This is a genomic window from Nonomuraea sp. NPDC003804, assembly GCF_040610675.1.
Lineage (GTDB): Bacteria > Actinomycetota > Actinomycetes > Streptosporangiales > Streptosporangiaceae > Nonomuraea.
Genome location: NZ_JBEXMT010000023.1, coordinates 55,648 through 80,574 on the forward strand (window position 1 = coordinate 55,648; position 24,927 = coordinate 80,574).

The 24,927-nt window shown below is 68.4% G+C and carries 24 protein-coding genes and 1 pseudogene; 13 read left to right on the top strand and 12 right to left on the bottom strand.

Annotation, left to right across the window (positions count from 1 at the left end):
- Positions 1 to 46: 46 nt before the first annotated feature.
- Positions 47 to 2,773: an AAA family ATPase gene (locus ABZX22_RS28910; protein WP_354914818.1), complete on the bottom strand. Its 2,727-nt coding sequence runs from the start codon at positions 2,771 to 2,773 to the stop codon at positions 47 to 49.
- 135 nt (positions 2,774 to 2,908) lie between these two features.
- Between ABZX22_RS28910 and ABZX22_RS28915 the strand changes: the two genes are divergently transcribed.
- Complete coding sequence (locus ABZX22_RS28915; protein WP_354914620.1) at positions 2,909 to 3,061, top strand: hypothetical protein; 153 nt, start codon at positions 2,909 to 2,911, stop codon at positions 3,059 to 3,061.
- Here ABZX22_RS28915 and ABZX22_RS28920 read toward each other — a convergent pair.
- From ABZX22_RS28920 to ABZX22_RS28930, 3 genes are all read right to left on the bottom strand, one after another.
- Positions 3,043 to 4,002 carry a pyridoxal-phosphate dependent enzyme gene (locus tag ABZX22_RS28920; RefSeq protein ID WP_354914622.1) on the bottom strand — a complete coding sequence of 320 codons (960 nt, stop codon included), beginning with the start codon at positions 4,000 to 4,002 and terminating at the stop codon, positions 3,043 to 3,045. The two genes, ABZX22_RS28915 and ABZX22_RS28920, sit on opposite strands and share 19 nt — an antisense overlap.
- An 8-nt stretch (positions 4,003 to 4,010) precedes the next feature.
- Positions 4,011 to 5,306 (bottom strand): D-arabinono-1,4-lactone oxidase, encoded by a 1,296-nt coding sequence (locus ABZX22_RS28925; RefSeq protein ID WP_354914624.1) that lies wholly within the window; start codon positions 5,304 to 5,306, stop codon positions 4,011 to 4,013.
- Between the two features lie 112 nt (positions 5,307 to 5,418).
- A complete protein-coding gene (locus tag ABZX22_RS28930) occupies positions 5,419 to 6,396 on the bottom strand; it encodes a LysR substrate-binding domain-containing protein (RefSeq protein ID WP_354914626.1) in 978 nt (325 codons plus the stop codon).
- On the opposite strand from ABZX22_RS28930, the pseudogene ABZX22_RS28935 reads away from it, so the two are divergent.
- The 5 genes and pseudogenes from ABZX22_RS28935 to ABZX22_RS28955 all read left to right on the top strand — a co-directional run.
- Positions 6,313 to 6,645: pseudogene (locus ABZX22_RS28935) on the top strand (tyrosine-type recombinase/integrase); the annotation flags it as partial. The gene ABZX22_RS28930 and the pseudogene ABZX22_RS28935 sit on opposite strands and share 84 nt — an antisense overlap.
- Before the next feature lie 140 nt (positions 6,646 to 6,785).
- The gene (locus tag ABZX22_RS28940; RefSeq protein ID WP_354914827.1) at positions 6,786 to 7,547 is read left to right on the top strand and encodes a hypothetical protein; all 762 of its coding nucleotides are present in this window, start codon (positions 6,786 to 6,788) and stop codon (positions 7,545 to 7,547) included.
- 146 nt (positions 7,548 to 7,693) lie between these two features.
- Entirely contained in the window at positions 7,694 to 8,248 is a 555-nt protein-coding gene (locus ABZX22_RS28945) for a hypothetical protein (RefSeq protein WP_354914628.1), read from the top strand.
- A complete protein-coding gene (locus ABZX22_RS28950) occupies positions 8,233 to 8,493 on the top strand; it encodes a WhiB family transcriptional regulator (RefSeq protein ID WP_354914630.1) in 261 nt (86 codons plus the stop codon). The genes ABZX22_RS28945 and ABZX22_RS28950 overlap by 16 nt, the downstream gene beginning before the upstream one ends.
- Positions 8,494 to 8,582: 89 nt before the next feature.
- Positions 8,583 to 8,819 carry a hypothetical protein gene (locus tag ABZX22_RS28955; protein ID WP_354914632.1) on the top strand — a complete coding sequence of 79 codons (237 nt, stop codon included), beginning with the start codon at positions 8,583 to 8,585 and terminating at the stop codon, positions 8,817 to 8,819.
- 348 nt (positions 8,820 to 9,167) lie between these two features.
- On the opposite strand, the gene ABZX22_RS28960 is transcribed toward ABZX22_RS28955, so the two are convergent.
- On the bottom strand, positions 9,168 to 9,692 hold the full coding sequence (locus ABZX22_RS28960; RefSeq protein ID WP_354914634.1) for a hypothetical protein: 525 nt from the start codon (positions 9,690 to 9,692) through the stop codon (positions 9,168 to 9,170).
- 334 nt (positions 9,693 to 10,026) lie between these two features.
- Between ABZX22_RS28960 and ABZX22_RS28965 the strand changes: the two genes are divergently transcribed.
- Together ABZX22_RS28965 and ABZX22_RS28970 are read left to right on the top strand one after the other, a co-directional pair.
- Positions 10,027 to 10,578, top strand: a complete 552-nt coding sequence (locus ABZX22_RS28965; protein WP_354914636.1) for a hypothetical protein — start codon at positions 10,027 to 10,029, stop codon at positions 10,576 to 10,578.
- Positions 10,579 to 11,115: 537 nt separating this feature from the next.
- Positions 11,116 to 11,280, top strand: coding sequence for a hypothetical protein (locus tag ABZX22_RS28970; RefSeq protein WP_354914638.1), 165 nt, complete (start codon positions 11,116 to 11,118; stop codon positions 11,278 to 11,280).
- A 174-nt stretch (positions 11,281 to 11,454) separates the two neighbouring features.
- Here the strand turns inward: ABZX22_RS28970 and ABZX22_RS28975 are convergent, their stop codons facing one another.
- From ABZX22_RS28975 to ABZX22_RS28990, 4 genes are all read right to left on the bottom strand, one after another.
- Positions 11,455 to 11,688, bottom strand: a complete 234-nt coding sequence (locus ABZX22_RS28975) for a hypothetical protein (protein ID WP_354914640.1) — start codon at positions 11,686 to 11,688, stop codon at positions 11,455 to 11,457.
- Positions 11,689 to 12,076: 388 nt separating this feature from the next.
- A complete protein-coding gene (locus tag ABZX22_RS28980; RefSeq protein WP_354914819.1) occupies positions 12,077 to 12,787 on the bottom strand; it encodes an RHS repeat-associated core domain-containing protein in 711 nt (236 codons plus the stop codon).
- Positions 12,788 to 13,207 (bottom strand): hypothetical protein, encoded by a 420-nt coding sequence (locus ABZX22_RS28985; RefSeq protein WP_354914642.1) that lies wholly within the window; start codon positions 13,205 to 13,207, stop codon positions 12,788 to 12,790. It lies immediately after the preceding gene.
- Positions 13,207 to 13,497 (bottom strand): hypothetical protein, encoded by a 291-nt coding sequence (locus ABZX22_RS28990; RefSeq protein WP_354914644.1) that lies wholly within the window; start codon positions 13,495 to 13,497, stop codon positions 13,207 to 13,209. The genes ABZX22_RS28985 and ABZX22_RS28990 overlap by 1 nt, the downstream gene beginning before the upstream one ends.
- Between ABZX22_RS28990 and ABZX22_RS28995 the strand changes: the two genes are divergently transcribed.
- Positions 13,478 to 13,978 (top strand): STAS domain-containing protein, encoded by a 501-nt coding sequence (locus tag ABZX22_RS28995; protein WP_354914646.1) that lies wholly within the window; start codon positions 13,478 to 13,480, stop codon positions 13,976 to 13,978. The genes ABZX22_RS28990 and ABZX22_RS28995 overlap by 20 nt on opposite strands.
- Before the next feature lie 143 nt (positions 13,979 to 14,121).
- Here ABZX22_RS28995 and ABZX22_RS29000 read toward each other — a convergent pair whose 3' ends face one another.
- Positions 14,122 to 14,856, bottom strand: coding sequence for a hypothetical protein (locus ABZX22_RS29000; protein ID WP_354914648.1), 735 nt, complete (start codon positions 14,854 to 14,856; stop codon positions 14,122 to 14,124).
- 441 nt (positions 14,857 to 15,297) lie between these two features.
- Here ABZX22_RS29000 and ABZX22_RS29005 point away from each other — a divergent pair, with 441 nt between their 5' ends.
- The gene (locus ABZX22_RS29005) at positions 15,298 to 15,666 is read left to right on the top strand and encodes a hypothetical protein (protein WP_354914650.1); all 369 of its coding nucleotides are present in this window, start codon (positions 15,298 to 15,300) and stop codon (positions 15,664 to 15,666) included.
- Entirely contained in the window at positions 15,663 to 16,253 is a 591-nt protein-coding gene (locus ABZX22_RS29010; protein ID WP_354914652.1) for a pentapeptide repeat-containing protein, read from the top strand. The genes ABZX22_RS29005 and ABZX22_RS29010 overlap by 4 nt, the downstream gene beginning before the upstream one ends.
- A gap of 548 nt (positions 16,254 to 16,801) precedes the next feature.
- Here the strand turns inward: ABZX22_RS29010 and ABZX22_RS29015 are convergent.
- Positions 16,802 to 19,741: a WD40 repeat domain-containing protein gene (locus ABZX22_RS29015; RefSeq protein ID WP_354914654.1), complete on the bottom strand. Its 2,940-nt coding sequence runs from the start codon at positions 19,739 to 19,741 to the stop codon at positions 16,802 to 16,804.
- A 1,281-nt stretch (positions 19,742 to 21,022) separates the two neighbouring features.
- Between ABZX22_RS29015 and ABZX22_RS29020 the strand changes: the two genes are divergently transcribed.
- Positions 21,023 to 22,204 carry an MFS transporter gene (locus ABZX22_RS29020; protein ID WP_354914656.1) on the top strand — a complete coding sequence of 394 codons (1,182 nt, stop codon included), beginning with the start codon at positions 21,023 to 21,025 and terminating at the stop codon, positions 22,202 to 22,204.
- Between the two features lie 283 nt (positions 22,205 to 22,487).
- Entirely contained in the window at positions 22,488 to 23,003 is a 516-nt protein-coding gene (locus tag ABZX22_RS29025; RefSeq protein WP_354914658.1) for a GNAT family N-acetyltransferase, read from the top strand.
- Between the two features lie 574 nt (positions 23,004 to 23,577).
- On the opposite strand, the gene ABZX22_RS29030 is transcribed toward ABZX22_RS29025, so the two are convergent.
- Positions 23,578 to 24,888 carry an FAD-binding oxidoreductase gene (locus ABZX22_RS29030; RefSeq protein WP_354914659.1) on the bottom strand — a complete coding sequence of 437 codons (1,311 nt, stop codon included), beginning with the start codon at positions 24,886 to 24,888 and terminating at the stop codon, positions 23,578 to 23,580.
- Positions 24,889 to 24,927 lie beyond the last annotated feature (39 nt).

Sequence of the window (24,927 nt, forward strand, 5' to 3'; positions counted from 1 at the left end):
CTGTCGCCGGCGCGGGGCGGGCGGACCACGTGATTCACGTAGTCCTTCAGCCGTCGGAGGCCTTGAGCCGGTCCGCGAGCTGGCGGCGTGAGGACAGGCCGAGCTTCTGGAACACCTTGCGCAGGTGGTAGTCGACGGTGTTGACGCTGATGAAGAGGTTGGCTGCGATCTCCGGATTGGTGTGGCCGGCTGCGGCCAGCCGGGCGATGGTCAGTTCCTGGGAGGTCAGGTCGGGCGTCTCGGAGTCGCTGGGGGCGGCCGGTTTGACCCCGGCGGCCGCAAGTTCGGCGTGGGCACGGGGCAGGAACATGTGGGCGCCGCTGTGCTCGAAATGCCGGATCGCGGCCTGTAGCTGCTCGCTCGCCTCCCGGCGGCGGCGCATCCGGCGCAGCCACTCGCCGTACAGCAGATGGGTGCGGGCCAGTTCGATCTCCGCGCACGTGGGGCCCAGAGCCTCGATCGCGGCCAGGAAATGCGCTTCGGCTGTCGCGTCCTGGCTGGTCAGCGCCTGTGCGCGGCGGGCCATGCCACGGCAGTACGCCGAGCCGTTGGCGGCGGCGAGCTCATTGAGCAGATTGGTGTACGGCACCGCCTCGCTCAGGTGTCCACTACGCACGGCGGCCTCGACGAAGTCGGCGTACTTGATGGGCGTCACCTGCAGAAACGGTTCGCGCACCATGGGCTTGAGCCGGTCGTAGGCGTCACGGTAGGCGCCTTCGGCCAGGTCGCGAAGGGCGACAGCCGCCAGGGCGGAGATGGTGACCCCGCCGAATCCGATCGCACGTGCTCCGTCCGCGATGGCCAGGACGAGATCGCGCGGCGCACCGGTCCATGCCATCAACGCGGCGTTGATCACGTTTTCGGTGTCGTAGCCCATCGCCAGCCGCGCCTCTCGGACCTGCTCCATGGCCTCCTCGGCCCGCACGACCGTGCCGCCGGTCAGCTCGGCCAGCGAGATGACCCACATCAGCGAGTCGAGGGCCTGCAGCGCACCGGCCTCGCGGGCCGCAGCGGCGGCCCGTTCGAGCGCGGCCCTTCGACCCTTGTCGTCCCAGAGAAAGGTGCCCAGCGCCGCGATGGCCGTCGCCATGGACATCATCTCGTGGTCGGGCAGCTCCAAGATCGCGTCGAAAGCCGCCCTGGCCAGCGGGACGGCCTGTGCATAAGGGCGCAGGATGAGCGCCCCGAGTCCGGCCAGGATCGTCGCGCCCGATCCGTCGGCCGAGCGTGCCGCGGTTTCCAGTCGCTGACCCACCTCCTGCGGGGAGATGTCCAGCATGAACCGGTCCGCCACGGCGCAGGCGTCGAAGGCCAGGATGGCGGCACGTTGCTCAAGCTGGGGGTCGATGCCGTGGAAGTCGTCGGCGGCGCGAATGAGTTCGGCCGCCGCGCCCAGGAGCACGGTCGGGTCGGCCATGAACAGGCCCACCCCGCAGCGGACGACGATCATGCGTCCGCGCTGGACACGATCGACGACGGAGGGGTCGATCCTGCCCAGCAATTCGTGGGCGATCTGGGCCGCGCCCACCGCGAGCGCCGCCTCCGCGGCTCCGGCCAGCCGGGAAGCCTTGTCACCGCCGGGCGGGGTCAGTTCGGCGGCGCGGGTCAGGATGCTGGCGCGGGAGGCGAAGCCGCCGCGGCGGGCGGCGAGGTCGGCGGTGTGTTCCAGCCGGTCGGCGACTTGCGCGTCGGTGCCGAGTGTGGCCTTGGCCGAGTGCCAGGCCTCCAGTTCGACCATCCCGAGCTGGTCGGCGGTGGCGGCCAGGGCTCGGTGCACGCGCCTGCGGTCGGCGCCTGAAGCGGCGTTGTAGATGGCCGAGCGGACGAGTGGATGCCGGAAGCGGATCGATTCCCGCAGTTCCACCAGGCCGGCGCTCTCGGCTCGATCGGCGGCCTCCTTGCCAAGATCCATCGCGTGCGCGGCGGCGGTGACGAGGTCGAAGTTGCCGGTGGTGTCGGCGGCGGCCAGCAGTACCCACTGCTGGACCTGGACGTCGGCCCGTCGCGCCTGCCGTACGTAGTGCGCTTCGAGGTGGCGGCCCACGGGGATCGGATCGCTGCCGAGACCCAGGCCGCCGAGTTGCTGTGCCGAGAGGTCCTCGGCCAGGTCGATGAGTGCCAGCGGATTGCCGCCGGTGGCGCGAGCGATCGCGGCCGCGGAGGCCGGGTCGATCGGCGCGCGGAGTGAGCGGCGCAGCAGGGCGGTCGCGGGCTCCTGGCTGAGTCCGGTGAGTGTCAGCTCAGGGATGCCGCTCATACGCGAGGCGAAGCCGTTCTCGTTGCGGGCGGCGAACAGCAGCACGACCGGCTCGACGGCCAGGCGTCGGGCCGCGAACGCCATGACGTCCAGACTTTCCTGGTCGAGCAGGTGTGCGTCGTCCACGAGGCAGACGACCGGAGTCGTGGCGGCGGCTGCGGCAAGCAGGGCCAGCACGCTCATGGCCACCAGGAACCGGTCGGGCGGCGGGCCTTCGGCCAGACCGGAGGCGACCTGGATAGCCTGCCGCTGGCGCTCGGACAGGGCGGGCAACTGGGCACCGAGTGGAATGGTGAGCCGCTGGATCGCGGCGAACGGCAGGGTCATCTCCGACTCGGCCCCGTCCAGGTGCAGCAGCGACAGGCCGGCGGCTCCGGAGGCTTCCCCGAGCAACGCCGTCTTACCGATGCCCGGTTCTCCAGTGATCAGCAGCGAGCCACCGCGGCCGTTGCGCGCGTGACTGAGCAACATCTGCAACCGTTTACGTTCCTCGTCGCGGCCCAGCAACGCCCCCATGTTGATCACGAGGTGACGGTAAGCCACGCAGGAGAGAGATTCCAGAGGCGGGGACTACGAACTTCACGTGGTCCGGCACCAAAGATCCCCAGCCGACGATGTGCCCGTTCACCAAATCCTCAGCAGGAGGTCCCCATGACATCCTTCACTTCTCACCCTGGCCGTCGGCTGCTCAGGATGATCGCCGCCTCGATGGTTGCGGTCGTCCTCGGTGCACTGGCCCTGCTCGGGCCGGCCGTCTCGGCGCAGGCGGTGACGGGCACGTATGACTACTCTCTCGGGCCGTAGGTGTTCAGGAACAGCACCGGGCCGTCCAGGTCAGCCGCCAGCGCTGCCGCGAACGCCTTGGCGGTGTACACGGTTTCCAGCCGCAACCCGGCGGACGCGGCAACCCGTGCCGCGGCGGCGGCTTCGGGCGTGGGGTGACCGTAACCGCGGCCCAGGTATTCACGGGTGGTGGTGAGCCGTAGAAGCGGCACGTCGAATTCCGCTCCGCGTTTCCGCAGGACGGTCCCGGTCCGGTCGGCGAGCCGGACGAGATCGCACGCACCGAGCGGCAGCGTATCATTGACCACCACTCCCAGCACCTGCGATTGCAGTCCGGCCAGCGCACAACCCAGCGCGAGTCCCGCAACGGTCCCGCCCGAGCCGACGGCCGTGACGATGTGCCGGGGCTGCGGCAGTTCACCCGCCGCCACCTGCGCGGCGAGCTCCAGCCCCGTCTCGACATAGCCGAGCACACCGATCGGCGCTGAGCCGCCTGCGGGTAGGTAGTACGGCAGCTTCAATCCACGCGTGTGACGCAGCAGCAACCACGGCGCGGCCGCGATCGTCAGCGGTTTGCTGTGGGTGAAGTGCATTGTCGCGCCGGATTGCCGCAATCTGCGCTGCTGTTCGCGGACATGGTCGTCCTCGGGCTGATCGATCAGTGCCAGGACGGTGTCGATGCCGAGGTCGCGCGCGTACAGCGCCGCCACCAGGCCCCAGTTTGTCCCAGTCGCGCCGACCGTGAAGATCGTGCTCGCCCCGCGCCGGCGCGCCTCGGGCAGCAGCCATTCCAGCTTGCGTACCTTGTTGCCACCCCAGCCGCCGTTGCCGTATCCGCTTTCGTCCTTGCACCACAGGTTGTTCCGCGTGAGCCCAGTGAGCTCCCGCACCGGTGTCGGGCCGTCGCCGAGCCGGGCGAACGGCAGCGTTCGCTCGAGCGCGGGAAATCGCTTGTGCAACATTGCAGAGTTCATGCCGTGCCCAGGACTCGATCGACATAGGAGTTCGCGAACCGCCGGTCGGGGTCGAGCCGTTTGCGCACGATCGCGAAGCTGTCCCATGCGGGGTAGCGCGGGCGCAGCGTTTCTTGGGTCTGGAAGTGCTGCTTGCCCCAATGGGGCCGACCGCCGAAGGAGTCGAAGATCACTTCGGCCGCACGGAAATATTGCTCAGATGCCAGCTTGTGGTACTGGTGCAGCGCGATGTAGCAGGTGTCGCGCCCGGCGGCTGGTGACAGATAGGCGTCGTCGGCGGCGACCCAGCGGACCTCGATCGGGAAGGTCACATTGAATTCGGGACGCCGCGCCAGTGCGCGAACCGCACGAACCGCTTCGGCGGTGTGCTCCCGCGGGATGGCGTATTCCATCTCGACGAACCGCACCCGTAACGGTGTCGCGAAGATCCTGTCGGAGCGGTCGATTCGGTGCGAGTAGCCCGCGAGGTGGGAGCCCAGGCGCTGCAGCGGCGAATTCACCCGCGGAGCGACCCGGGCGAGTTCACACACCGCGTGCAACAGGTGGTTCTGCACGAGCTCGTCCTCCACCCACTCGCGGGCGCGCGAGATCGGCCGTGGCGCGAGGTCGACCCGATTGCGCGCGGATGTCATCGCCACCGGGCTGTGCGCAAAGGTGAACAGCTGGAAGTGCTCATTGGCTGCGAGCAGTTCGTCGAGATCGACGAGTACGTCCTCGACTGCCATCGGACGATCGACTGCTTCGAGCGTAAACGCGGGTACCGCCTGGATTGTGACCGCGGTGACGATACCGAGGGCGCCGATGCTCACCCGCGCGGCACGCCAGATATCCGGATCCTGTTCGGCGTTCACCTCGATCGTCGAGCCGTTCGCCGTGACGAGTTCCATCGACACCAGGCAGGCCGAGAGGTTCTGCAGGCGTGCGCCGGTCCCGTGTGTACCTGTGGCGGTGGCGCCCGCGATCGACTGCGCGTCGATGTCGCCGAGATTCGGGAAGGCCAAACCGTTCTCGGCCATTACTCGATTCAGTTCACGCAGAGTTATCCCGGCTTCGACCCGGATCCGGTGTGTCGCGTGGTCGATGTCCAGCACGCGGTTGCAATGCCGCAGCGAGAGCAGCATGCCGTCGGTGGCGACCGCATCGGTGAACGAATGCGATGCCCCCGCGACACGGACCACATGATTCGCGACCGCCGCCCGCTCGACAGCCTGCGCCACTTCGGTTCTCGTCGAAGGGCTGGCCATGACCGCTGGTCGGCACGTCTGGTTGCCTGCCCAGTTACGCCACACCATGCGAGGCTCCGATCCGGTCAATCGTGATCGGGTAGGTGGACGATCAATGTGTGCATGAGCCAACTGTAAGAACCTGGGCACCGCCGGTGGAAACACGCAATCTGCGCGGGATTCACCGACTTGGGTTGTGAATCACGCCGGGCACCGGCGGTATCGTCCGGTCGCTCATGTCCGGATGCTCCAGCGCGTACACGGCCTCGGGGTTTGCGTCGCGGACAGAGCGGGCGACAGCGGCGAACGAGCTGATCAGATCGCTTTCTTGATCGGCGCGCCAGCCGACCGCGAGCTCGCTGCCGCGAGCGCCGGCCAGCGGCACCAGCGTCACACCCACCGACGGCACAAGCCGTGCTGACGCGACGGTGACGACACACCCCATGCCTGCTCCGACGCACTGCAATTCCTCGAGCAGCGACGATGCCCTGCCCACGAAGTTCGCGGGCTTCCCGTCTCGATGCTCGGCCAGCGACCAGAAGTCAATCCATGCCTGGTCGTCGCAGAAGTGTCCGACGATCGGCTCGTCAACCAGCTCGGCCGCCGGTATCACGCTGCACGCAGCGAGCCGGTGCGAGGCCGGCAACATCACCACGCGCGGCTCAACGAACAGAGTCTCGCTACGCAGCCAGTCCCCACCGTCGATCGGCAACCGCAGGTAGGCGACATCGACCGAACCATCAGCGAGCCCTGCGGACGGGTCGGCGTAGCTGTACACCTTGACATCGACCCGCACACCCGGATGACGCGCCCTGAACACGGAAAGAATCGGCTCAGTGAGAGCCAGCGCCCCGCCCTCGCCGGTACCGATCGTCAGCACACCCGATTCGTTGGCCTCGATCCGCCGCGCAGCGCGGACGGAACGGTCGAGGGCGACCGGCACCGAACGAACCTCACTGAGGAACGCCGCACCAGCGGAGGTGAGCTCGACCGTCCGAGTCGTCCGCCGAAACAGCGTCACACCGACAGCTTTCTCCAACTGCCTGATCTGAGCGCTCAGCGCCTGCTGCGCGATGTGCAGCCGCGCAGCGACGCGAGTGAAGTTCAGCTCCTCGGCGGCAGCGACGAAATACCGCAATTGCCTGGTATTCACATCCACCCACGCGATCGTAGCTTTCTACAGCCGGCATCGGTCAATCGACGGATACCTGGTACACCCCGCCGGTCAGGGAACGGCGCACGACGGGAAGTCCGCGCCCTGGTGACGGCCAGCGGGCTGCCTCCGGTACGGCTGCACGACCTGCGGTGTGGCGTCGCCTCCACGGCGTTGGCGGCGGCGCATGTGGACCTGCGCACGGTGCAGCGTCAACTCGGCCACGCCAGTATCGTGCTGACCTCCGACACCTACACCTCAGTCCTGCCCGAACTCCATCACCAGGCGGCCGAGGCTACGGCACGCCTCGTGCTTAGCACTGCGCGAAGAACAGCACGAAGACTCCGGAAGCGGACTATCCAGCTCCGGCGCCGACCCCCCGCCTCGCTGAGGCGTTGCCAGGAAAGTATCGCGGTGTTGGTTTTTACATCGGCGGCCAGTGGTCGACCGGCCGCGGCTGGAAGCTCGACAAGCTCACCGACATCGACCACCTGGCCGCGCGGCGCCGACCTGCCGAGCTGGAGCCGGGCCTGATGGCCTACATCGTCGAGCAGATGGGCGCCGACGTGGTGACCGAGCTGCTGTCCATCGAGCCGCCCACCTCACGCCTGGCCAAGACCCCCAAGCCCGCCAAGCGCAGCGCGCCCGTCACCCCCCTGGAGAGCAGCATGCCCGAGCACGACGCCACCGGCCGGGCCGCCGAGGCCCGCGACCGCGCCCGCGCCACCCTCGCCCAGACCGGCAGCCTCGACACCAACCTGACAGCGGGAGAGCGGCGCGCGGTCGCCATCGAGCGGCGCCGCCAGGCCGCCGAGCAGACCGTCATTGATCCCGAGCTGCGCACGGTCATCCTGCGCATGGTCGCCCGGCCCGAGGGCGCCTCGACCCGCGACATTGAGCGGGCGATGGAGCAGGAACTCGGGCACGAGCGCGGCCTGTCCAAGTCGGGCGCGTGGCGGTGCCTGGACCGGCTCAGGTTCGAGGGGATCGTCGAGCTGCGCGGCAAAGGCCGGGGCGCGAGCTGGCACCTGCTCGCCCCTACGCCGCCCGCCGCGCCCGAGCCGGACCCGGCCCTGTCCACGGAGCAGCTGATCGAGCAGGCGGAAGAGCAGGCCGAGGACGACGCGATCGACACCGCCGACGAACACGAAGAGTGATCGTAATTGTCCCAGCAGCCCCTCTCGGGAAATGTCCCACGCCCCTCCCCCGGGGGGTCATATACGGGGATCGGCTGGGACATTGACACGTTTCTACCCGTCGCCGACCGCCGTCACAATCCGTCACCGAATGGAGGTGTGCACACGTGAGCTGGACCGCCCAAGCCGAGGTGCTGGCGGACACGACCGACCTCGGCGCCGACGCCGCGATGATGTGCGGCCGAGCCCGAGCGACAGGGTTGGACCCCACCAGCATCCGGTCCCTGCTCGGCGCGACCCTCGCGCTCGGCGTCCGCCCGCTGCGAGGTGAGGGGTGGACGCCGTACCGCCTCGACCGCGACCTCGCCGAGGACCTCGTCGAGCTGTCGGTCGCCGTGCACGACCGAGGCCGCCGCGTCGAGCAGTTCGTGACGCGCGTCGCCGCCCGCCGCGCCACACTGCGCCGGTGGCTGTCCCACGCCGAACCGGAGGACGCCCGACGACCTGTCTGGCAGGCCGAGATCACCGACTGCACCACCGCGTTGGAGGTCCTCGGCCCGCTGCCGCGACGTCTCGCGGTCATCATCGCCAAGCTCGCCGCCTGCCCTGTCCAGCTGGGCGAAACCTACGCCGCGGTGTATGCGCTCGTCGCCGGCGGCCGGGTCATGCCCCACGACGGCCGCTGGCTGACGGGGGAGGAGGTCCCGTGTTCGCCGACATGATGGACGACCTCACCAAGGCCGCCGCGGCGGAGGAGTGGATGTCCTGGGGCCTGTGCGCCGAGACCGACCCCGACAGGTTCTTCCAGCCCGAGCAGGCCGGCCCCCGTTGGTGGACGGCTGCCGTAGCGGTGTGCGAGGGCTGCCCCGTCCGCGTCGAGTGCCTCGAATACGGGCTGGCGCTCGGAGACGCCTGGGGCGTTTGGGGCGGCGTCACCCTCGCCGAAGGTCGGACCATCGAGCGGTAGACGCGACGATGCCCCGGGTGATGAGGTCCGCCGGGGCATCTCATGTCCAGAATAAGCCGTTATGCCCGGTTGGGCGTATGCTCGCCCTCATGGTGCGCTGGCTCGGCCCGGATGGCTACGAGGTCGAGCACATCCTCCTGAACGGGCGGCCGTGCCTGCGTGTCTCCCACTGGGTGCGGGGCACTCGCTACTTGATCGACTACTGCTGGAGCGTCAAGGCCGTCGGCCGCCTCGTGCCCCTGGCTGAGCTGGAGGAGGTTGCTCCGGTGGTCGACTTGGCGCATGCCAGGGCAAAGCGCCGTTCCCGGGACCGCGCACGCCAGTAGCGCCGATGCTGGCGTCATGGACGCTCACGACATCCCCCACGGACTGAGTCCTGAAGAGTGGGCCGACCTCACCGCCGAGGAGCGGCTGGCCGCGCTGCTCGTGGACGAGCCTCGCCCGGACGCCGTACTGGAGCGGGCGCTTGAGTGCCCTCAACCCATGGGGGTGAGGGCGCTCATCGTCTCCCGGGGCGGGTCGACGCGTAACCGACAGCTGGCGAGCGTTAGCTCGAGCGGTTCACCCTTCTAACTAAGCCAGGTGTAGGTGACGTGGTCGCTCCAGAATGGGCCGCAGTCGGAGTCGATGGTGCCCTTGTCGCAGCCTTTGACGTGGAAGGTGATTTCGTTGTGCTACGTGGAGTGGCCATGGGTGGTCGAGCCGAAGTCCCTGACATCTCGCGTGTTGACTGTGAACTGACCGCTCCATGGGGTTGTCCGAGCGACGTCGAACTGTTTGAACTGGTTGCCATCTTGCGGGTTGACCACGACCCTAACGATGTAGAAGTCCCAGTGTGTGCCCATGTGGTCCCACTTGAACGTGATGTTTCGGCCGCGAGCGTTGCGGCCGTTGTCGATCACGGTCAGCAAGGCTCCGGGCCCAACTTGCGGCGACCAGGCGATCACGCCCCGCGAGAACTGCCGTAGTGCTCCGGACCCGTTCGGGCGTTCTTTCCCTGGGCAGCCGAGGGGACCATCCACGCCGCCCAAGGAGCGCCAATGGTCGCTGATCCGGCTGGACGTTGGGCCGGTGGATTTGCGGCCAATGCACCTAATGGGCTTTTCGGCGGTGTGCGCCGCAGCGGGGACAGCGAAAGCTGTCACGGCTGTCGCGATGGCAGCGGCGAGGCCGAGAAGTGAACGGGAAGTGCGGCCCATGAGAGGTTCCTTTCAGGCGAGGTTCGCTTGTGCATCTCATGTTTACGGCCACCCCCTTTCACCTGGGCTTATGCGACTTGACGACGGCTTTCGCGATACCTGACAGACACCGAGCATCGGACTGTCTCCTCGGGCCGGAAGGCGCTGGATGCGGTGTTATTTCGCAGCGAGCTGCGTGCGACTGCCTCCGTCGCCGATCAAGACGACCGCGAGCAGACACCAGAGGAGCGCGCCGAAGCCACGAGGCGAGCCCTGCAGGCCTACAGCGATTGGATGACCAACCCAGCAGGGGAGTGAGGAGATCACCCCTCCCCGCGAACGAGGAGGCGCTACGGTGACCACCATGTTCCGGATGCGGCCCGCACGTGTCGAGGACCGGCCCGAGATCGAGACGCTGATCCGGGCCCGCGCCGCATGGATGCGCGAGCGGGAGCTACCCGGCTGGGAGGGCTGGCACGGGAAAGCGGCCGAGCTCGCGGCCCAGGCCGGCGACCCCGCGTTCCCGGTGTGGGCCATGACCGGCGACGACGGCCAGGTGGTCGGGGTGACCAGCCTCTACGAGCAGAGCTCGCCGCTGCTGTGGCCGGACGAGGCCGAGCGCGCCGAGCCTGCCATCTTCCTTGCCACCACGATCACCGACCCCGCCCTGAGCAGCCAGCGACCCGGGAGCCTGATCGCCTGGTGGGCACTGCACCAGGCCGCCGCCCAGGGCCGTACGTGGGTGAGGCGCGGCACCGGCCCATACCCGGGTCTCGTGGCCTACTACCGCGACGTGCAGGGCTGGAGCGTCGTGCGCACCGTCGAGCACGGTCTCGGAAGACGGGCTCCTGACGCGATGGTCTGGCAATGGTCTACCAGGCCAGTTGTGGATCACTCGGATACCTAGCGCGCCCTGCAGGATTCGAACCTGCGACCGTCGGATTAGAAGAAAGATCGTTTGCTGATTCGTCGTGTCAGTTAATGTCTGTCCGTCCAGCGCTGGGTCGATTTCAGTGTCCGGCCGTGCCGTGAACTGTCGGCGTATTCCGGGACGGACGAGCACGGACCGAGCACGGCTGACCCGCCGGTGTCGCATCACGCGTCCGTGTCACTGATGTGTACGAGCCACATGGCGACGCCGTGAAGTACCGAGTCGGCTCTGTGCGATGATTTTTGATGCGGTACAGCCATCTACGCCGAACGCTCATCCGCTACCTGGAGCATAACAACACGGCCCGGCCTCGCCGCGGCATCGGACAGTTATCCCCAGCGTAAACTGAAACCGGACCGCCAGCCTCCATCGACCTGGCCAACCACCGAGTCCACCGCAGAGCCATCCTCGGCGGCCTCATCAACCAGTACCAGATCGCCAGCTAAAACCACAGAGAACCGGCAGGTCAGACACCGAATCCAATTAATTGAGCCCCACAGCCACTTACGGCGCGTGCTGGCCATCTACGAGGCCCACTTCAATGAGCATCGCCCACATCGCTCCCTGGGCCAGGCCGCTCCGCTGCGAGCCCTTCCCGACCCGGTCGAGGACGATATCAAGGTCATTCGACGTGACCGCCTCGGCGGGCTGATCCACGAATACGCGCAGATCGCATAGGGCGGCCGAGTTCTTGGCACCCACACCCATTTAAGTTCGATGTTGCCGCACCTGTTGCAGATAACAAAGTCCCGCCCCAATATGTGGGCGGGACTTTGCGACTTCCTCTTGCTATCTCGAGATCGGCCTCGAGTGAAGAGTTGGACTATTCATTGTATGCGAGTACTAATTTCTTCAGTATTCGCGGAGTTCGGCCTTTGCGATTTCTATCCACTTTAGCGCGAACTCGATTTCGATCCTGTTACCTAGTAGATCGAGTTGAAGCTCGCCGCTTGCCAGCTTGTAGACGTGCATGAGCTCGCCGCCATCCGGAGATAGATCCCAGATTTCTGCAACCCAGTCGTCTGTGCCTGGAACGCTGAGCACTGACACCTCGATGAGGCGCCCATTGGCCTCCCGCTCGTACATGGATCTATCCTCTAATTTCTGAACGAGTGCAAGGTCCAGTTTCCCTGTCCGCCGGGCCGCCTGAACTGTACCCCGCCCCAGGGCAGGCTGTAGTCCATAACCTCCTCGCCCACCTTATTGGTCCAGAGCTGTACGGCCACGCGAGGGTCTTGCGTAATTTTATCCACCATTTCTTGTCCGAGCGCATTCCATGCGGCTGGGTTCTGTTTGCCGGTTGGCGTCGGCCATCTCCCTATGTTCTGAGGCCGTGTCGCATGCTTCTTTAGCTCGTGTCCGGCGCGATTGTATCCGTTCTTTTCGGCTGCCCGGGCGGCGTTTCGCGTGACCCATCCAGCTAATTGGTTGGCGCCCTTGGCAATTTGTCCAATAGCTTTAGATGGCGGGACCACTATGCCAATGTTCGTATTCTCTTGGGGTTCTCCCACGATGAGACGCTGTCCTGCGAGATACATCTCCGAGCTGGTGTCGAGACCCAGAATGTCCTTATTGAACTCGGCGAAGTTGGCTCGGCAGGAAGGATCTGAGCAGTCACCCGCGACAGGGGCCGTCCATGTTGAGATCGCTTGGTAGAAGCCCCCAATACAGTCCCAGGCATTTCCCTCTGCCCGTGGCGGTGCAGGCAGCGAAGATTGCTCAGCTGGTGGTCGACATCCTCCTCGGCATGCGTTCCCGGAGGGGAGAACAATATTATGGGTCTTGCGACGTTTTGGCGTCCCGTCAGGGTTGAGATCGCCGGACGCGGATCTACGCCCGGTGGCGCATGGTTCGCCAGGCGTGCAGCCTTGGTGCCCGTCGAGGTGAAGGCGTACCGGTTGGCGGTCCAGGGGTCGAGGCCGAGGCTGAGGTCGTCGAGGGCGCCGTTGTAGCTGTCGAGGTTGAGGAAGCGGTTGAGGCCCGGGTTGTAGTCGCGGAACCCCATGTCGTACATGCCGGTGGAGTTGTCCCAGCGCTTGGCGTTGAAGCGGTAAGGGTTGTACTCCTCCTTGGCGGTCGGGTCGACGGGGTCGGGCTTGTCGACGCCGGTGAAGAGTTTGTCGTCGTTCTTGCCGTAGGCGGTGTAGCCGTAGGTGGCGCGGGTGTCGCCGGCGTCGGTGGTGATCTATTCGACGTCGGTGTGGGCGTTGTAGCCGTAGTAGGACGACTCCTCCGCACCGGTTGCGTTGACCTTGACCTGCGAGAGGCGTTCGCCCCACGGGCTGTACCGGAAGGACTTGGTGAGTTTGCCGGCGACCTCTTCGTCCAGGACCTCGCCGGACAGGCCGAGGTAGGAGTAAGTGGTGGTCTTGGCGGAGGCCGAGCCTTCCTTCTCGGTCTTGGTGGTGGTGCGGTCGAGGGGGTCGTAGGTGTAGCTGGTGACGGTGGTGGCGCCGTCGCCGCCGAGCTTCTCGTGCCGGGTGACGTGGTCGAAGCCGTCGTAGGTGTAATTCTCCTGGACCTTGCCGCCGCCGGTGATGGTGCGCAGCCGGCCGTAGGGGTCGTAGTTGTCGGTGCTGGTGGCTCCGTCGGTGACGGAGGTCATCAGGCGGTTGCGGTCGTAGGTGAAGTCTGCCCGTGCGATGGCGGGGCGGAGATCTCCTTCAGCCGGGAGACCTGGTCGTAGACGTATTTGACCGAGTCGGGGGTGTTGTACTTGGGGTCGTCCCGGTCGAACGGGTAGATCTCCTCTTCGGGACGGTTGAGCTTGTCGTACTTGGTTTCGGCGATGAAGTCGTCCGGGTCGTCGGTGGTCTCCACGCCGCGCGGAGTGATGACCTTGGTGCGGTTGCCGACCTCGTCGTAGGTGAATTGGGTGATCGTGTACTTGATCAAGCCGTCGGTCTCCGACTGGCACTCCATCGCCCCGGCCACCCTCAAGCGCATGCCCGCCGGCGAGATCGGCGTCATGGTCATCACCGTCGCCGTCGTGGTCGCCACCCACAACCTGGCCATCGGCGTCGTCGTCGGCTCACTGACCGGCCTGGTCATCTTCGCCCGCCGGGTCGCCCACCTCGCCCAGGTAAGCGCCGTCGTCGACCCCGACGGCCACCAGGTCGTCTACGCCGTCACCGGCGAGCTGTTCTTCGCCTCCAGCAACGACCTGGTCTCCCAGTTCAACTACGCCGCAGACCCCGACGACGTCGTCATCGACCTGACCGACGCCCACATCTGGGACGCCTCCTCCGTCGCCGCCCTGGACGCCGTCGAAGCCAAGTACACCGCCCGCGGCAAAACCGTCCGCATCATCGGGCTCAACCCGCCCAGCGCCCGCATGCACGACGCCCTGTCCGGGGAACTGTCCGGCAGCCACTGACGCCGCCCTGCCGACCCCACCAGCCGGGCCTCCTGCTCAGCCAATCTGATGCAGGCTCAGTGAAAGTGATCAGGGGAGGGCGCCCGCTGTGCCCTGATGAACATTCCGATTCGGTGATCATGGGCTGGACGCCTTACTGGCCGTCATGCGGCGAGCATGTCGAGCGGTCCGCCGATCAGCACCAGGGCGAACGCCGCCCAGCGGAACACATGCAGCGGCCGAGCGCGATGCAGGAGCGCGCCAAGGAGTATCTCGGCTGCGCCCATCAGCGCCCACCACGCTGCTTTGGCGAGCAGCCAGCTCCGGATCGCCTCCACGTACCGGCGCCGATCACTGGGCACGTGCTCCGTCAGGAACGAGTCGATCCGCGCTTGAATGTGACCACGCTGTGCTGAGCACAGACCGTCGTGTTCGCCGTCGCATGAGTGGACGCGGGCCAGCTCGGCGATGACGCTTCGATGGAATGCCTGGTACTCCTCAAGCGAGCAACCCAGCGCGCGGGGGACGTAATCCGGACGACTGTACACAGCGCTGTGGCGGTCGCCGCGCTGGCCGGTTATCCCCCACTGGTCATGGGAGACGCCTGGGAAGGTAGACATGAAGTGCCCCCGGATACTCGTGGAGAGGCCGGCCACGCCAGCTTGAGACAACCTAAGCCGGGCACGGGAGAGGGCGTCTGTAGCGCGGACCTTCAATCCGCCGCCCCGCTCCCGCAGCTTTTCGGGGTCGAGGAGGTCCAGAACGATGGACAGCGCGGCGAAGTACAGCATGACCTTCCCCACGCGGCCCCACACCAGCATGGGCCACCCCCACACCACCATGCTGGTGGTTGAATGGCCGTCGAACCAGGTGGCGATGACGTCAAGTAATTCGTTCACGGGCGGCCCCTTCGCGTGCGCAGCGGGTTTCACGCAGGGTTCCAGTCTTCTCTCGTTCGCCGGTATGTGCCGGTCGTTGGCTGACGCGGAAGGAGCAACGACTTGATGTCTCGACGCAGCCAACCCAATGCCGCCCAGTTCAGCGAATCGCACTCAGAGGCGTCGGTGTTCTGCCCTCATCACCTTTGCTGAGCCGCACCCTGAGCCATCCAGCTCAGCACATCTGATGCGCCGCAGGTAGGCGCCCCACGCCGGGCATCACTTCGAAGTTCGATCCCTCTCGGTAACGATCATGTAGCGTCCGCTCGGACGCGGGCCGCGGGCGGCTGAAATGGGGAGATGCCGTTACTTCCACGTCGCCGTGACCGCCGTCCCGCCGTTGTGATCGCTGCTCCGCCGGTGATGCGTGTGCCGCGCCCGGCGACCTGGTGGATCATCCCCGTGGTCGTGCTGGTCGGTGCTGCCGTGGGCGGCACCTTGTGGTGGCTGCTGGCCGACCCGGCCCTGACCACCCCGACCCCCGGCTCGGCTGGGGCCGGCACCGCGCGGGGGGAGATCTTGCGTACCGCGCTGGCCGCCGGCGCTGGTGTCGGGGCTGCCGTCACGCTGATGCTGGCGTTCCGGCGGCAGCGGCATCAGGAGGTCGCCGCCGCACATGCCACCCATGACGCTACCGAGCGGCGGGTGACCGAGTTGTACACCAAGGCCGTGAGCAGCTCGGCAGCGATAAGGCCGCGGTCCGTCTGGGCGGGCTGTACGCGCTGGAGCGCCTGGCCCAAGACAACCCCGGCCACCGGCAGACGATCGTGAAGGTGATCTGCGCCTACCTGCGCATGCCGTACGACCCGCCCAAGCCCGCGCCCGCCCCCGATCCCGAGCGGGAGCGCAAAGCCGCGCTGCGGGCGGCCCGCCGCCGCTACCAGGCCGCCCGCGCCGGCATCACCCTGCCTGCCGAGCCCGCGCCGCAGAAGGAGACCGGCGACCGGGAGGGCGAATTGCAGGTGCGGCTGACCGCCCAGCGCATCCTCAGCGCCCACCTGGGCGACGAGCGCCCCGCGGGCCAGCGCTCCACCCACCCGGCTGCACCGGCCTTCTGGGAGGGAATGAGCCTGGACCTGACCGGCGCCACCCTCATCGACTTCCGCCTGATCGTCGGCAGCGTCACCACAGCCATCTTCAGCAAGGCGACCTTCATCGGGGACACCTGGCTTACCAAGGCGGTCTTCGCCAATGGCGCATGGTTCGACGGGGCGACCTTCGCCGGGGACGCCCGGTTCGACAAGGCGACCTTCACGGAATACTCGTTCAACGGGGCTGTGGTGATCGACCCCGAGGCCGCTCATGTGTGGCCGGACGGGTTGCGGCTGGAGAAGACGCCGGAGGGATCGTCCGCCTGATCCGCGAGGAAGCAGACAGCGGCCATGCCCAGAACGCCTGACCGCGACGCCCCTTGCCGTCGGACAGCTCTGACGCAGGTGGTGGGATTCCGTCACTTCTGGGCACGCGATCGGGCTCTCGATCACTCCACCACCTCTTCATTTGTAGCTGGTCACATACGGGGCCGGAAGTCGCGTCCCGGAAACGGTCGTATGCGGGACGGTTCCGCACCGGACGATCGGGAGGTGCGTTTCCGCAGGAACGATCGTCCCGAAACTCGGCCGCGCGGCGCGAAGCGAAGACAACCCGCGCCGAGCTCGCGGCCATCAGACAGGAGCCTGCGCATCGGCTCGCCGAGGGCGCCGGGGAGGAGCCGGGCTCGGCCACCGCCGATACGGAGCGTCCGTCATGAGCCCGGCAGCGGGGCCGGGCAGCAGGCGGTGATGACGGTGGTGATCTGGGTGTTCAGGTCATCGATCTCTGCGGTGAGGTGCAGGATCTGCCGGACCAATGACCTCAGCGTGTAGGCAGGCGGTGACCGGTGCTGGTGGTCGTGGGAGCGGTCGGGTCAGGTCGGTGCGGTGAGAAGCGAACGCAGGGCGAAGCCGTAGAGGCCCGCATCGCCCGCCGCGTACAGCGCGCCGCGTGGTGACCAGGCGCAGCCGTGGAGCTCGCCGTCCATCCTGATCATGGAGACGCATCGTCGGGCTGCCACGTCCCACACGCGCAGCGTGCCGTCGTCGGCCGTGGCGGCCAGGTGCTCGCCCGACGCGCTCACCGCGAGGCCCGTGTAGAGCACCTCGTCGCCGGGCAGTGTCGCGACCGCGTCGCCTGTCCTGTCCCAGAGCGCGATGCCGCCGTCCCAGTGCACGGCAGCCACCCACCCACCGTCGGGCGCCATGGCCAGGCCACCGACGAACGAGGGCGTCTCCAGCGTGGGAGCCAGCCGCCTGCCCTGCGCGTCCCACAGGTCCATCCGGTCGGAGCCTGCCGTGGCCATCCAGGTGCCGTCGGGGGCGATGGCCAGGTGCTTCACGGCCTCCACCGACGTCTTGATGGTGGTCAGTGGGGTGCCGTCGGCGTACCACAGCCTGGCGCGGCCGTCGCGGCCGCCGGCCGCCAGCCACGAGCCGTCGGGGGCGATTGCCACCGTGTCGGCCCAGTCGTCGCACACCTTGAGCGTCCTGATGGGCGTGCCGTCCCGCTCGAAGAGCCGGACCAGGCCGTCGGAGTCGGCGGTCGCGAGCCAGCGGCCGGCGGGCGAGATCGCCACCGAGGTGAAGAAGGTGTCCTCCGCCACGGTCGCGGGACGGCCGCCCGCCGGATCCCAGAAGGACAACCCGATGCCCGCGGTGGCCAGCCAGGTGCCGTCCCTGGCCACCGCCACGGCGTTGGCGATCGTGCGACGGTGGTCCTCGCCCCTGGCAGGGAATCCGGCGGGGTCCCAGACCTGGATCGTGCTGGGCTCGATCGCGGTTACCAGCAGCGTGCCGTCCCGGCTGACGGCCAGGTCGTTCACAAGGGCGTGGCGGGCGACGAACCCCATCTCCTCTCGCGGCCGGTCGAGCCTGGCCGTGACGAATCCCTCGGGGCGGTCGGCGGACGCGGCGAGCCACCGGCCGTCGGACGACATCGCCATGTCGGAACAGTCGTCGAGAGCGGGTTCCACCACGCCCTCCATCGCCCCCTCCGGACTCCAGCAGCGCGCGCGGGAGTCCATGTGGAGTGCCACGATCGCGTCCCGAAGCGGATGGGCCACGACCTCTGCGACCTGCAGATCCTCTGACAGCGGGATGGCGCACCGCTGCGTGCCGTCCCTGTTCCAGACGCGGATGCCATACTCGCAGGGATGCGCCACCCACGCGCTGCCGGCACCGATGGCGATCTTCGAGTGCTCGTCGGCCTGCGCCTGCACGCGCCACAGCGGGTTGCCCGTGTCGCTCCACGCCATCAGGCTGCCGTCGTCGGTCACCGCGGCGATCCAGGTGCCGTCGGGGGCGATCGCGACCTGCTGCACCTCGCCGTAGGCCGCCTCCATGACCGCGATCGGCGTGCCGTCGGCCAGCCAGGTGCGTACCGTCCGGTCCCAGCTCGCGGTGGCCAGCCACGTCCCGTCGGCGGAGATCGCGACCGAGGAGACGGCGTCCTCGTGACCGCTGAGGGTCGCGCGCAGGCTGCCGTCGAGGTTCCAGATCCTGGCCTTGCCCTCCCAGCTCGCGCCGGCTATCCAGGTGGAGTCCGGGCTGATGGCCACCTGGGTCACCCGCTCGTCGTTGAGCCGCATCGTCCGGACGAGCGCCGGATGGGGCAGGTCAGGCGGCGCCCACAGGCAGTCCAGCCACGGCTCGCCGGCCGCGTGGAGCATCTCGCGCAGCTCGCCGGCGTCGCCGTACAGGCGGGCCGCGAGGGTGGGCAGGAGCGCGCCGCGGTCGCCGTGGGTGAACAGATGCGCGTTCCTGGCCAGCGTACGGCGCAGCCGTTCCGCCTCGGGAGCGCCTGCCCTGGCCAGGTCATGGTCGACGGCGGCGATGCCTAGGGAGGCGAGCTTGGACGCGATCCAGCCCGTCTGGGTCACCAGGTCGGCCAGGTCCTCCCCGGCCGCCACGTAGTGGTCGGGCAGGTGGGCGAGGCAGTACATGACGGCCTCGTCCGTGACCGTCTCCTCGACGTCCGTGAAGGTGCCGATCAGCGCCTTGGCGGTTCGGGAGACGGCCTCCCCGCTCGATGCCTGGCGCAGGTAGTCACGGACCACGTCGGGTACGAGCAGCAGGTCGCGGTCGGGGCGGAGATCCGCTAGCCCGGCCTCGCACAGCTCGGCCAGCAGCCGCTCGGACGCCCCCTTCGACAGGCTCGCCGTCCGCTGCCACACGGCGGGGACGACGCTCGCGGGGATGTCGCTGTCCGCGGCGAAGGCGCCGAGCTCCAGCAGACGCGGCAGCGCCCCCGGCGAGAGCGACGGCAGCCCGGCGTCCAGGACCTTCCGTACGGCGTAGGCCCTGGCGGCCGGATCGGCGAGGTCGAACGCGTCGTCCACCGATGTCCCCAGCGACCCGGACAGCCTGGCGAGCAGGGGCCAGCCCCCCTCAGGGACCTTGAGCTGGATGATCGACGGCAGTCCGGGCAGGATGTCCGCGGTCCTGGCGGTCACCAGCACGGTGACATCCGAGGTCAGGCTCAGGCAGGCGCGCAACTGCTCGTCGGTCCGCACCCCGTCGAGCACGAGCAGGCCGGTGCCGGGCTCCTCGAACTCGGGCTCGGCGTCCGCCGTTATCCACGGGACGCCGAAGGACTCCAGCCGGTCGCGTACGAGGGACTCGACGACGTGGGGCGGGGCCGCGCCGACGGTGAGCCAGTCGATGCCGTCGCCGAAATGCTCGGCCACCTCCGGGATATGGCAGGCGGCGGCTGCCAGCGCGGTGGTGCCGAACCCCTCGACGCCGTCTAGTTCGGGGAGGACGGCGACGAAGCCGTGCTCATCGGAGGTGAGCCGCGCGACCAACTCCGTCAAACCAGGAATCTCGTCCATCACCGAGCCCAACGCGCCGGACGGAGATCGGGTTCCGTCACGGGCGCGTCTTCACCAGCCCGCGCCTATCGTCAACAGCATCACCATGGCCACGATGAGGGCGCCGAAACGGGGATTCTGCCGCCACTTTGCGCTGGAAGAGGCAGATCGCACAGCCCACGACTCCCGCGAGGGCCACGACCTTGCACGAGGGCGCAAGGACATGAGCGCCCTGGCCCACGCCGAGGCTCGGGAGGCGCGCCAGGAGCTGACCGCCGAGCGCCCGCCGCTCCGAGGGCGACCTCGAGCGGCTACGCGACCAACTCGCCCAGACCCACCGGCAGGCCGCAGAACAGACCACCGGCGCGGCGGTCGCGCTCGCTCGCACCGAGGCCGAACGCGACGCCGCCCGCCGCGAAGCGGACACGGCCTGCACCGAACTCGCAGCCGTCCGCCAGCTCGTCGGCGTTCTCCTCCCGAAGGCGTCGCCGATCTGGCCTGCCTATGACCGGATGTGGCGACGTATCGTGACCATGGTGCGCCGGGCCGGCCATCCTGTGCTGCTGATGTGTCCAATCCCCGACGCCGACGAGGTCCCAGCGTTCAGCCGCTGGGACGGGCCGGTCCGATGGGCTCTACTGGACTGCCCGCCCGCCGAGCAGGAACGCCGGCTGCTGAAGCGCGGCGCACCGCAGGCGTGGATCGAGGAGGCCCTGACGGACACGGCGCAGGGCCGGAAGCTGATGACGACCGTGTTCCACGCCGTCGGCGCAGACTATGCCGGGTTAGCAACCCAGGTGCTCGGGTGGGCCCGCAGGCTCCCCACCGGCTCCGATCAACCGTATGGGGCAGCGGCCGTAAGCGTGCCGAGAGACCCACGAGGAATCTGAGGGCAGAAGCTATCGGCGAGGGCGCCCACGCTATCGCAGATAAGACTCACTATCTGCGATACAACCTATGATCATGGCCCTCCACTCGGGTTCGTGCGATGAGCCCCAAGGTAGCCGAGAGTAACGATGGCTACTGTTTGTGTTCCCAGCCATGGTTAGATACTGAAGCCGTTGCCGTCCTACTAGGGTTGTCCTAGTCGCCCGGACCCGCCTTGCCTGGGCACCCGACGTTTTCCTCCGCCTGGTGTCGCGGGCGGCGGTGAGGGCGCGTGTCCCGTCCCCACCGCAGTCCTGGACGTCCCCCGGCGGGCCAGGGGCCGCACCTTTCTGCATCATTCAGGCGCCGGCGGCCTCAGGTGGCTCGCCCCGCCGGGCGGCGATGAAGGACACCCTCATGCCCCGCGCCGCTACCGGCTACCGTCCCCTGCTGCGCGCCCCCGGCGCTGCCGCCTTCTTCCTTACCGCCGCTGTCGGCCGCGTCGGCATCGCCATGACCGGCGTCGGCCTGGTCTGGTTGCTGCACGCCCGCACCAGCTCCTACGGCACCGCTGGCCTGGCCACCGCCGGATTCGCCCTCGCCGAGGCCCTGATCGGCCCGCATCTGGCCCGTTTGGTCGACCGGTTCGGTCAGACCCGCGTCCTGCCTTTCTCCCTTCTTGCCCACGGCGTCGCCATCGCCGGCGTCCTTGCATCCACCACCACCGCCGCGATCATCGCCGCTACCTGCGCCGGCGCGGTCGTCCCCCAGCTCGGTGCCCTGTCCGCAGCCCGGTGGGCCCACCTGCTGCGCGGCGAACGGGCCGGCGAGCTGCCTACCGCCTTCTCCCTGGAGTCGCTGGCCAATGCCACCGCCTTCCTCATCGGGCCGGTCCTGGTGACCTCGCTCGGCGCGGTCGGCGACGCGGCCCTGGCCAGCACCATTGCCGTGGCTCTGACCCTGGGCGGGGGCGGGGCGCTGGCCGCGCAGGGCCGCACCGCGCCCCCGCCCGCCCGTGAGCAGGCCGAACGTGCCCGCATCGGACGGACCCTGCTGCAGCCGACCTTCCTCCTCCTCGCCCTGCTCAACCTGGCCATCGGGCTGTACTTCGGAACCATGGGGGTCTCTGTGAGTTCCTTCGCCATCGGCCATGGGGTTCCCGGCGCGGCCGCGCCGATCATCGCCGCCTCCAGCCTCAGCGGGCTGCTCTCCGGCTGGCTCTACGGGCTGCGACGGCACCCCGCCCCACCGCGCCGCCAACTCGTCATCGCCACCGCCTGTCTGACGGGCGCGGCGCTGCTGCTTCCCCTCGCGCCGTCCGCCATCTGGCTCGGCGCGGCTGTGGTGGTCACGGAGGCGGCGGTACCGCCCAGGCTCGTCTTGCTGAACGTGCTCACGGAAAAGGCTGTCCACCCAGGCGTCCTCACCCAGGCGTTCACCTGGAACAACTCCGCCAGTGCGGCCGGTTCGGCACTGGCAGCGTCCCTCGCCGGGCGCGCCGCCGACGCGTGGGGCGCCTCCGCCGCCCTCGCTCAGGCCCCCGCGGCCGGGCTCATCCTCCTCATCCTCTCGCTCGTCCTGTCACTTGCTGCTCGGTGATCGGGACAGGCCCGAGGACGTTGACCTGGTCGTCAACACACTCGCACGGTGACCACGGCGGGCGGAGAGCTCATCGCACGGACCTGCGTGGAGGGGCCATCATCGCCGCCGCCAAAACCGGTCCGATCCTCCCCGGAGGCCTATAGTGCGATCAAGAAGGTGCCCAGGTCTGTCGCCACAAAACAGATCTTGGGCGCCTTCGCTGTGTCTGCGGGATCGGATGCCTCAAGGCAGCCCGATGAGGGGAGATCAATCGGCGATGAGGTTGGGAACTGAGCGGCTGGTGCTGCGTCGCTGGCGTGAGGAGGATCTGGAACCGCTGTCCGTGATCGACGGAGATCCAGAGGTCATGCGCTTCATCGGTGACGGCTCGGTCCACACCAGGGAGGAGGCCGCGGCCGCGCTCGCGTTCATGGAGCGGGGATGGGACGAGCGTGGCTTCGGAATATTCGCCGTGGAGCTGCGCGAGACCGGGGAGCTGGCCGGTTGGGTTGGGCTGACGGTCCCCGGCTTCCTGCCCGAAGTGCTGCCGGCTGTGGAGATCGGTTGGCGGCTGGGACGGCATTTCTGGGGCCGAGGTATCGCCACCGAGGCAGCCGAAGAGGCACTGCGCTTCGGATTCGCCGAGGCGGGCCTGGATCGGATCATTAGCATCTGCCACGTCGAACACGCGTCCGCCCGCGTCATGACGAAGCTGGGCATGCGCCAGGAGCGGGAGACGGTAGTCCCGGCCCACGGGCAGCCGGTGCGAGTCATGGCGATCACCCGCAGTGAATTCGATGTCATCCACGGCGGCTGATCTACGGGTCGATGCTCGTCCATGGAAATGATCTTTGTGGCGGTAGTCAGGCTCCTCCGCGATTGGCGAGTTCCCGACGCAGGCGATATCTGCACTTTCAACCCGGGTGCCGCGCCCGTCGGCGGTGATGGTGTGGACGCGCGCGTGCTCAGGAACAGCAGGACGGCCCACACCGAACAGTAGCCGCCGAACAGCGCGCCGCCCCGGTCGGTGAACAGCCCGGTGCCCAGCATGCCGACGCCGCCCACGGCTGCCATCGCCGTGACCAGCCAATGCAGCGCGAGCAGGATCCTGCGCGGCCACCACCCCGGCAGGCTGCGCCGGCCAAGGAACAGGATCGCGATGATGAGCAGCGCGCTCCCGGCGTTGGCCCACTGCGCCAGCGCCACCTCCCCAGGTCGCCGATGCGCCGGCGGATCTGCTGATCGCCACGGTGCACCGGCGACCTCTCATTGTGCGAGTCCTTCCTGTGTGGGTGTGCCCTTCACAGTCCTCGCGGCGACATCTGTCACGCGGGTTCGGTGCGGCCCCGCCGCCCGGTGGGCGGAGGGGCCGTGACCTGCTGGGAACCGATCTATCCGAGCACCGGGTAGTTCGCGCGGAACACGTTGTGCGGGTCACGGGCCCGCTTGATCTCCCGCAGCCGCGCGAGCGTGCTGCCGGAGAAGGACTTCGCCGCCGTGTCGCCGGGGGACAGCACGGTGTACGGCTTGCGGCCGCTGATGTAGGCCTCCAGGTCGGCCACGACCTCGGCCTGCTTGGCGCGCGTCGCATCGGCCGCGTGCGGCAGGCCGAGACCCAGCAGGCCGAGCAGGTACGGCTCAGCCACCGCGCCGCTGGCACCGGCCCCGCCGCCCGGCTCGGCGAGCGCTCCGCCCAGGTGCCTGATCTGCAGGTTGATGAGCGGTTCGACCGGTTTGGCCAGCAGGCGCTCCACCGCGTCCGCGTCCAGGCCGGTGAGCAGCTCCGCACGAGCGATGGATGGGGCCGGATCGGTGGGCTCGGCGGCGATGTGACCCAGGTCGGCGACCGGGACGACGCCGCGGCTGTCGGAGATCGCGCCCTCGATCTTGTCGATGCGCGCCAGCAGGTCCTGCCCCTGAGCCGCCTCACCCAGGTAGGCCAGATCCAGCGTCACCATCGGCGGCGCGCCGGGTGGCTGGAACCGGTTGATCCAGACACTGAGTTCACGCGGCGCCTCGGCGGTGATCTCCAGGAACGCGTCGTACACCTCCCTGGTCCGGTGCTCCGGCCAGATCACGCGCCCGCCGTACAGGACTGGCGCGGGATACAGCTCGAGTTCGAGGGCGGTCACCACCGCGAAGTCCCCGCCACCGCCGCGCAGCGCCCAGAACAGCTCGGGATCGGACTCGGCGGTCACCCGGCCCGGCTCGCCCTCGGCGTCCACGATGTCGATGGCCCGCACGCTGTCGGAGGCGAAGCCGTACCTGCGGCTGAACCAGCCGACCCCACCGCCCAGGGTGTAGCCGGTCACGCTGACCCCCGGCGCGCTGCCGGCCAGGCCGGTCAGACCCAGCGGACCGGCCGCCGCCAGCACCTGCCCCCACTTCACGCCCGCGCCCACCCGGACCACGCGCTCCTCCGCGCGTACCTCCACCTCGTTCAGCAGGCCGGTACGCAACAGGATCAGCCCTTCCACATCACCCGAGGCGCCATGCCCGCTCGGCTGCGCGGTCACCGTCAAACCCGCCCGCCGCGCGTAACGCACGAGCGCCGCCACGTCATCGGCGTCCGCGGCCTCCGCCACGGCCGCCACCGGCTGCCTGACGGTCAGATTCCACGCGGTCGCCGCCTGTTCGAAGCCGTCGTCATCGGCCAGGAGCACGCGCCCCTTGAGGACACCGCGCAGATCGTTGATCGTCATCGTCGTCTCCTTTTTCGAGTTCACAGAAAATCGGGGCGT